The organism is Acidobacteriota bacterium (assembly GCA_020349885.1).
In the GTDB taxonomy this organism is placed as follows: Bacteria; Acidobacteriota.
This window is the reverse complement of record CP070701.1, coordinates 2,231,039-2,238,837: the sequence shown is the minus strand read 5'-3', so window position 1 is coordinate 2,238,837 and position 7,799 is coordinate 2,231,039. Positions and strand designations below refer to the sequence as shown.

Genomic DNA, 7,799 nt, shown 5'->3' with positions numbered 1-7,799 from the left:
CTCATACGAGTCCGACCCCGACCGCAAGACCCACTCCGTAGAAAAGGTGGTTGGCTAGGCTGGAAAGAGGAGCCTGAATGCCTTCGGGAGACCGCCTGCCAAACACTCCCAACCCCATGGAAGGGAAAACGAAGAAATGGGAGGCTACCGTCGTCGCGACGCCATAGGCTAGTGCCCATACCGGTGACGCAGGCCCTCCAACCAAGAGATCCCAACCGAGCACGTAGGTGACCGCGAGCCCCACACCGATGGTGTAATGCGTGATATAGCCATAGAGCATCTCGTTTGGGACCTCTTGCACTTCGCCCGGATGGCGATAGCGGAAGCGCCCACGTGCCCACCCCGCGGACATTCTCCCAATCATCCCCATGTCGATTTTCAAGAGCATCCCAGTTCGGGAGAAGAGATGGTTCAAAGAATCCATCACCAACGTCCCCAACACCCCGGCTACCACTCCCGTTACGACGAGATCCATCGCCCCCCCAATGCCCGTACATGAGATGCCAGACTGTCCGGACGGATCAATCCTCGTGTCCTCCTTAGGATCGTATTGCCATCACCCGTGTACCGTTTCTGTGCCATTTATCACCCCTTTCTTTGTCTTTTCCAGATTAGCCTCTAACTCTTAATCTGGATCAAGTTAAGGGGGAAAGGTCAGTGTTGCAAATTCCAGAGTCTTGGAACAAAACGACCTGTTATTTTGCAGTATTTCTCATATTCATTTGGGAACTCTCGCCTCATCAAATTTTCTTCGCTTCTAACATTCCAATGCCATATTCCGTGAAGCAGTACTGCCCAAACGATGTATATCCAATTGTTGAGTAGCACGGCTAGGCCGAAATTAGAACAAGATAGAAATGATGCGTAAAGGGGATGCCGAAAATATCGAAACGCGCCAGTAGTTACTATCTCTTTGCCCCGGGCGGCAGGAGGAAGAGATTTTATGCCCCAACACACCAAAATGATTGAGCCAACTGTGGTCAAAACAAAAACCGCCCAACGAAAAGTATGGCTATCGGTTATACTTGGCAGGGCCACTGCAGCCTCCAATTGCCAGACAACCGCTAACAAACCGAGGCTTATCAAGAGTCCCCTAGGACCAGCACCAAAAATACGTTCATATTTGTTCATGTCATCCTATTCAACGCCTGCGCGGGATTTTTCCGATTCCTTCGGCATCGCCCTCCCATTCTATCCCTTCCCGCCGGAGGCGGGCAAGCCGGCCAATCTTTCTCGTAGTGGTTTGAGGGAAAACAGATGACAGATGACGAATGTCAAATGACAGATTGCGGATGGCAGACGCGAAGGCGAGCAGCTAATTTTCATTATTCGTTTCTCATTTGGTCATCGATACTGTTGTCATCCGGTCATTTGTCATCTGCCACCTTGATTTTCCCCCCCGTCAGCGCTACTCTACGGGGAACGCTTTTGCATCTTTCGAGGCTCGAAAAAATTTTTAACCCATGAGTGAAGCCCTACGCAAAAAGGCGCTCGAATTCGAGGTGGCCAAGCAATTTATGGAGGCGGCGAAGCTGTACGCCGAGATAGGCGCAACGGACAAGGCCGCCTACATGTACATCAAGGCCGACCGGCCCGACCAGGCGGCCCATCTCTACACGAGCGCCGGCCAGCCCGCCAAAGGGGCCGAGGTGCTTCTCAAGGCCGACCGCCACACCGAGGCGGCGGGGATCCTGGCCAAGGCGGGCGACTACGTGGCCGCCGCCAAGGCCTACCTCGAGGGGCAGGAGCTGGAGCGCGCCGCCGAGATGTACATCCGCGGCAAACGCTACGCCGACGCGGGCGAAATTTTCCTTCTCTTGAGGAATTACCTCCGCGCGGGCGAGCTCTTCGAAAAAGCCGGCGACCTGAAGCGCTCGGCCCAGGCCTACGGGAAGGTGTCGGGAAGCGACGAGATCGCAAAGCTCCGGAACCGGGAAGACAGGGGGCGCATCGCGAAAATTCTGCAGCAGGTGCGCAACTTCGAAAAGGCCGCCGAGATCTACATCCACTCCAAGGACATCGTCGAGGCCATCCTCATGTACCTACGCATCGGGGAGCTCGCCCCCGCGGCGCGCCTCTACTCGAACTGCCAGAGCGACATCGGCTTCGACCTCATGCGCTACATCCCGAAGGAGGGCAAGTCGTACCGGGATTTTGCGGACATGTTCGTCCTCGCGCGCGACTTCGCCAAGGCGGGACGCGTCTACGAGGAGTTCGACGACTTCGTGCGCGCCGGGGAGTGCTACGAAAAGTGCGACGACTACACCCAGGCGGCGGAGTGCTACCTGCGCGGAGGCGACACGGAGCACGCGGCGCTCATGTGGGAGCGCGCGGGGGACCACCGGCGGGCCGCGGAAATTTTCGAGGAAAGCGGCAACCGCCTCATGGCCGCCCGCAACCACGAGCGCGCCGGCGACTTCTTCCGCGCGGGCGAGCTCTTCTACGCCATGCAGCGCTTCGACAAGGCCATCGACCTCCTGCAGAAGGTGCGCGAGGGGGAGGACAATTATCTCAAGGCGTCGGCGCTCATCGCCGACATCCTCAAGGAAAAGGGCTATCTCGACCTCGCCATCGAGCGCTACGAGCGCGTCGTGGAGAAGAGTCCCCTGAACGACGAGAACGTCGGCTTCTCCTACAACCTGGCGCTCATCTTCCTGGAAAAGGGGCGCTACGACGACGCCGGGCGCCTCCTCAAGGACGTGGCCAACTTCCGGTTCAACTACAAGGACGTCGCGGCGCGCCTCAAGAGCGTCGAGCACCTGAAGGAGGAGGCGGCGCGGGGCGTCAAGGTCGTGGGCCGGGAAATGGCCACCGCCCAGGAGCACCTGCGGACGCGCGAGGCCGCCGAGGCGCCCGCGGGGGCCCCGGCGAAGCAGCCGCCCGAGAAAGCGGCGGCCGAGCTTTCGCAGGCCGCGGTCGTGAGCCGCATGGAGGGCTTCGAATTCCTCAAGAACACGCCCATCTTCGAGAACCTCACGCTCGACGAGATGCGCGACTTCCGCGACATCTGCGAGCGGCGCGTCTACGCCGAGAACAAGACCATCATCGAGGAGGGCAAGCCCGGCGAGGCCTTCTACGTCATCAAGGAGGGAAGCGTCCGCGTCGTCCGCGAGCGCAAGGGCGTCGAGGAAATTATTACCATCCTCTACCCCGGCGACCACTTCGGGGAGCTCTCGCTCATCAACGAGGCCCCGACCACGGCGACCGTCAAGGCCGCCGAGGAGACCGAGGTGTTCGCCGTCACCCGCGACCGCTTCTACAAGATTCTCCAAACCAGCGACCGCCTCGCCCTCCGCATCTACCGCTCCTTCATCAAGACCCTGACGCAGCGCCTGGTGCGCACCTCGGAGGATTTCGTAGCCTTCCGGCAGGCGTTCATGACGCCTTCGGAGAAAGGCCCGGACTAGACGAAGGCGCGCGGGCACATGCAGCGGCTCGAGGCGGCCCTGAAGGAGGCGACGGCCTTTCTCAAGCGTAAAGGCGTCCGCTACGCCGACGCGCGCTTCGTCGAGACCCTCGGCGAGGACATCCAGGTCAAGAACCAGACGGTCGAGGCTCTCGCGCGCGAGACCGACCGAGGCGTCGGCGTCCGCGTCCTGTGGCGCGGGGCGTGGGGCTTCGCCTCCACGGCGGACCTGAGCGACGGGGCCGTCCACGAGGCCGCCGGGGCGGCGCTCCGTACGGCGCGCGCGAGCGCCTCGGCGAACACCGAGAAATCGAGGCTCGCCCCCCAGGAGCCGCACGAGGGTGAGTGGCGCGGCCCGTGCGAGCGCGACCCTTTCCAAGTGCCGCTCGACGAGAAGCTCGAAGAAATCTTCCGCGCGACGGAGATTCTCAAAAAGAACCCCGCCGTCAAGACGGCCGAGGGCTCGATGAGCTTCGCGCGCCGCACGCGCCTCTTCGTCTCGACGGACGGCGCGTGCATCCGGCAGGTGAAGACCACCTCCGGCGCGGGCGTCTCGGCGACGGCGGTACGCGACGGCGAGTTCCAGCGCCGCTCCTACCCGACGTCCCAGGGCGGAAACCACGCCTCGCGCGGCTACGAGTTCGTCGAGGCGATGCGCCTTCCCTCCCACGCCGAGCGCGTGGCCGGGGAGGCCGCGGCGCTCCTGCGGGCCCCCGAGTGCCCCTACGGAGAGCGCGACCTCATCGTCGGAAGCTCCCAGCTCGCCCTCCAGGTACACGAGTCCTGCGGCCACCCGATCGAGCTCGACCGCGTACTCGGAAGCGAGGTGTCGCTCGCGGGCGGAAGCTTCCTCACGCTCGACAAGTGGAAAAAATTTCGATACGGCTCGCCCGCGGTGAGCATCACGGCCGACGCGACGCTCGAGGGCGGCCTCGGCTCCTTCGGCTTCGACGACGAGGGCGTCCCGGCGCGGCGGACGCCCGTCGTGAAGGAGGGGCTCTTCGTGAACTACCTGACATCGCGCGAGACGGCCCGGGCGCTCGGCCTTCGGAGCAACGGCTCGATGCGCGCCGACGGCTGGAACGTGATGCCGCTCATCAGAATGGTGAACGTGAGCCTCGAGCCGGGCGGCGCGGACCTCGATAGCCTCGTCGCCGACACGCGCGACGGCGTCCTCGTGGACACGAACAAATCCTGGTCCATCGACGACCTGCGCCTCAACTTCCAGTTCGGGTGCGAGATCGGCTGGCGCATCGAGCGCGGCCGCGTCACGGGCATCGTCAAGAATCCGCTCTACACGGGCGCGACGCCCGAGTTCTGGAACGCGTGCGACGCCGTGTGCGGCCCGAAGGAGTGGGAGCTCTGGGGCGTGGCCAACTGCGGCAAGGGCGAGCCCGTGCAGACCGCCAAGGTGGGCCACGGCACGGCCCCGGCCCGCTTCCGCCGGGTCGAGGTGGGCGTCAAAAAGCAGTAGCCCGCGCCGCACGCCGCCCGAGGGGGCGGGGCGGGGCGCATCCCTACACCGACCTCAGGGAGTCGGTCACGGGGGTGCGGCAGGCGTTCCAGGCGGGAAGGAGGCCGCCGAGGAATCCCATCAGGGCCGCGAACCCGATTCCCGCGAGCATGATCCGCGGGGAAATTCGAAAGGCGAACGCCACCTCCACGAACGTCTGCCAGTTCGTGGTGCCGGTCGAGTAGCCGTGGACGGGAAGTGCGAGCAGGAGGCCCAGGGCGCCGCCGACGAGCGAGAGCGCCACCGACTCGAGGAGGAAGGAGACGAGGATGTGCCGGCGCTTGAATCCGAGGGCGCGCAGCGTGCCGATCTCTCGGCGCCGGGCGCTCACGGCGGCGTACATCGTGTTCATCGCCCCGAAGACGGCGCCCACGCACATGAAGATGGAGACCAGGAGGCCGAGGCGGAAGAATTCCTGCGACGTAGCCGTGGTCTGCTTCTCGTAGTACTCCGGCTGGCTCATCACGCTCAGCTTGAGGCGCGTGTCGGTCTCGGAGATAATTTCCCTCAGCGCGCCGCTGGAGGACTCGTCCTCGGCCCGGACGACCACGATCGAGGAATAGGCGCCGTAGTAGAAAATTTCCTGGAGAAGGGTCAGGTCGGTCCAGAGCTCCGAGCCGTAGGCGCTGCCCTCGGCCTCGATGATTCCCACGACGCTCCAGTCGTACGTCCCCATTCTCAGCGTCTCGCCGAGGGCGCAGCCCTGGAAGCGCTCGGCGATGCGGCGGCTCGCGAGCATCTCGAGCTTGCCGGGGCTGAACATCCTTCCGGCGACGATGCGCACCTCGGGGTGCACCGCGAAGGCGCGCTCCGTCACGCCGCGCACGGCCAGGTTGGAGCCCTCCGAGTCGGTTTTCGCGCCGCGCTTGAGCTGGTGGATGAACACCAGGAGCTCCCGCGAGGCGAGCGGCTCGCCCTTTTCGCCCCGGGCGATCCCGCGGAGCGTCTCGATGATGTCGGCCTGCTCGTCTGAGACGTAGCTCGTGGTCTCGGTCTGCGCGCCCTGGCGGAGCACCATCAGGTTGAGAGAATCTCCCGTGCCCCGCATCGTGGAGGCGAAGCCGTGCGCGAGCGCCATCATGATTACGAAGACCATGACCACGAGGGCGAGGCCCCCGATCGTCATGAGCGTGCTCTGTTTCCGCGCGAAGAGATTCTTGACGTTGTATTTGACGGGAATCATCGTGCTACGGGCTCTCAGTGTACGACATTATAACACGACGCTTTTTCAGCACGAGGAAATCGTGGAAGCCGTGAAAATTGTGAAAACTGCAATACTCTCCCGCCTCCCGAAGCCGCTCGCCGCGCAGGACACGCTTCGAAAAATGTTTCCTTTTCACACATTCTCATTCTCAGGTTATTGGGTTCGTTCGGGGAGCGAACCCAAGGAAATCCTTTGTTTACGCGCACTTCCCGGGTTCGTTCCGTAATTCGGGAGTGGCGTAGATGAGTTGGAAAAAAGGGAGTATAATGCAATGAAGGTAAAACAGATTATGGCTAAAGCCAAAAAAGCCCTCGCACAGAGCCCGCTGGTCTTTTTTCTTGGTGCGCTTACGGTTATTGAGGGGGCAATCTCGGCCACTCTTATATTCTCTGATATCCCAAGTGATTTAAAATATGCCGGATTTCGATGGGCTTGCGTGTTATTTATTGTGGTCTGCCTCTTAGTGTGGTTGCTTGTTTGGTCTCGGCCCACACATCTCATTTTTAGTGAGGAGGCACACCTGAAAAGGCCGGTGGGAGATAGTAAAAGCGGCACACGCTCACCGAAAAAAACTACCCCAACAGAGCCAGCGGCACAATGAAAGTATATTGCATCGCTTATTCTCTTCCAACGGAAAAGCGCGTTGCCGTGATAGAGACCATAAAAAAGTTTGCTGGGTGGTGGCATTACACAGATAATATGTGGCTTATTGCCACCGACAAATCACCAACGGAAATATACGAAACTTTTTCTTCCCACCTTTCGGGTAAGGAGAAAGATATGGTATTGATAATTGAAGTAGGAAAAAATTTTTATGGCCTTCTCCCCCAAGAGGCGTGGGAATGGCTTGAAGACTATGTCCCTGAATAGATAGGGCGCTACAACGGCATGGAAAGCAATTCCTCAACCGTCCACTTGTGATTAGTTAGCTTTGCCGCCATCGCTGGCGTTCGAACGTCCCACTTGCGCCCGTTCCCGTTGTGTCCGTTCTCAAGCCGCAACGTGCGGTGCTCTTTACAAAAGTTATACCACGTCGTGTAGAGGGCAAGCTGTAGCCTTAGCTGGCGTCGTTTCTTAGAAACGCCGTTAGCGTTTCGCTGTAGCCGCCTGTTAGCCGTTCGCAAGGTCTTATGAAAGACCTCTATGAAAGCCGTATTGATACGGTTGCTTGCCTTCGACTGCCTGTAGTGACGATCAATCGCTTCCCTGTCCCCGAAGATTATTCTGCTATGGACAGAAACGGGCGGCTTATGGTCTGGGCGCTCATAGGTGTGCCCACGCGCTTGGACGTAGCGGACGCCTCGCGGGTCGCCGTGTAGCGTCATCTCTACCGCCTCTTGATAGGCATTCCGCATGTCCGTAGCAAACAGGGGCCACGGCTTGTTTAGGCGCCCTGCAAGCCGCCTAAAGAAGCGCTTGGTAGCGTCCAGTTTTAAATCCGTAGCCACGTCTATGAAGGGGATAAACTTGGTGTCGGCGTCTATAGACGTGAAAAGCCAAGCCGTGCCAGCGTCCGGGTGCTTTATGCGGTCTGCTTGCGTCATGTTCTTTTCCTTCTTCCATACAAAGGTCTGCGCTTCGTCTACCTGCACCTCGGACAGCTTGACGTTGTGGGACAAGCGCGAGCTTATAGCATCGGCGGCGTGGCCTGCCTTGCGAAGGCACAAGGCCACGGT

Annotated in this window: 9 protein-coding genes; 4 read left to right on the top strand and 5 right to left on the bottom strand. The window is 60.7% G+C overall.

Going from position 1 to position 7,799, the window contains the following annotated elements:
• Position 1: 1 nt before the first annotated feature.
• Positions 2 to 475 carry a DUF2938 family protein gene (locus JSV08_09475; protein UCF80715.1) on the bottom strand — a complete coding sequence of 158 codons (474 nt, stop codon included), beginning with the start codon at positions 473 to 475 and terminating at the stop codon, positions 2 to 4.
• A gap of 179 nt (positions 476 to 654) precedes the next feature.
• Positions 655 to 1,131 (bottom strand): isoprenylcysteine carboxylmethyltransferase family protein, encoded by a 477-nt coding sequence (locus JSV08_09470; protein UCF80714.1) that lies wholly within the window; start codon positions 1,129 to 1,131, stop codon positions 655 to 657.
• Between the two features lie 332 nt (positions 1,132 to 1,463).
• On the opposite strand from JSV08_09470, the gene JSV08_09465 reads away from it, so the two are divergent.
• Positions 1,464 to 3,407, top strand: a complete 1,944-nt coding sequence (locus JSV08_09465; protein UCF80713.1) for a cyclic nucleotide-binding domain-containing protein — start codon at positions 1,464 to 1,466, stop codon at positions 3,405 to 3,407.
• 18 nt (positions 3,408 to 3,425) lie between these two features.
• Positions 3,426 to 4,880, top strand: coding sequence for a TldD/PmbA family protein (locus JSV08_09460; GenBank protein UCF80712.1), 1,455 nt, complete (start codon positions 3,426 to 3,428; stop codon positions 4,878 to 4,880).
• Between the two features lie 43 nt (positions 4,881 to 4,923).
• Here the strand turns inward: JSV08_09460 and JSV08_09455 are convergent, their stop codons facing one another.
• Both JSV08_09455 and JSV08_09450 read right to left on the bottom strand, forming a co-directional pair.
• Positions 4,924 to 6,102: an ABC transporter permease gene (locus JSV08_09455; GenBank protein ID UCF80711.1), complete on the bottom strand. Its 1,179-nt coding sequence runs from the start codon at positions 6,100 to 6,102 to the stop codon at positions 4,924 to 4,926.
• 4 nt (positions 6,103 to 6,106) lie between these two features.
• The gene (locus JSV08_09450; protein ID UCF80710.1) at positions 6,107 to 6,259 is read right to left on the bottom strand and encodes a hypothetical protein; all 153 of its coding nucleotides are present in this window, start codon (positions 6,257 to 6,259) and stop codon (positions 6,107 to 6,109) included.
• Between the two features lie 135 nt (positions 6,260 to 6,394).
• Between JSV08_09450 and JSV08_09445 the strand changes: the two genes are divergently transcribed.
• Positions 6,395 to 6,724 carry a hypothetical protein gene (locus tag JSV08_09445; GenBank protein ID UCF80709.1) on the top strand — a complete coding sequence of 110 codons (330 nt, stop codon included), beginning with the start codon at positions 6,395 to 6,397 and terminating at the stop codon, positions 6,722 to 6,724.
• A 47-nt stretch (positions 6,725 to 6,771) separates the two neighbouring features.
• Entirely contained in the window at positions 6,772 to 6,993 is a 222-nt protein-coding gene (locus tag JSV08_09440; protein UCF80708.1) for a hypothetical protein, read from the top strand.
• A gap of 8 nt (positions 6,994 to 7,001) precedes the next feature.
• Here JSV08_09440 and JSV08_09435 read toward each other — a convergent pair.
• A partial coding sequence (locus tag JSV08_09435) for a hypothetical protein (protein UCF80707.1) occupies positions 7,002 to 7,799 on the bottom strand: 798 nt, incomplete at its 5' end.

Excerpts from the sequence above, each read along its gene's own strand:
- JSV08_09475 (UCF80715.1), bottom strand. The coding sequence starts at position 475 with ATGGATCTCGTCGTAACGGGAGTGGTAGCCGGGGTGTTGGGGACGTTG.
- JSV08_09470 (UCF80714.1), bottom strand. The coding sequence starts at position 1,131 with ATGAACAAATATGAACGTATTTTTGGTGCTGGTCCTAGGGGACTCTTG.
- JSV08_09465 (UCF80713.1), top strand. The coding sequence starts at position 1,464 with ATGAGTGAAGCCCTACGCAAAAAGGCGCTCGAATTCGAGGTGGCCAAG.
- JSV08_09460 (UCF80712.1), top strand. The coding sequence starts at position 3,426 with ATGCAGCGGCTCGAGGCGGCCCTGAAGGAGGCGACGGCCTTTCTCAAG.
- JSV08_09455 (UCF80711.1), bottom strand. The coding sequence starts at position 6,102 with ATGATTCCCGTCAAATACAACGTCAAGAATCTCTTCGCGCGGAAACAG.
- JSV08_09445 (UCF80709.1), top strand. The coding sequence starts at position 6,395 with ATGAAGGTAAAACAGATTATGGCTAAAGCCAAAAAAGCCCTCGCACAG.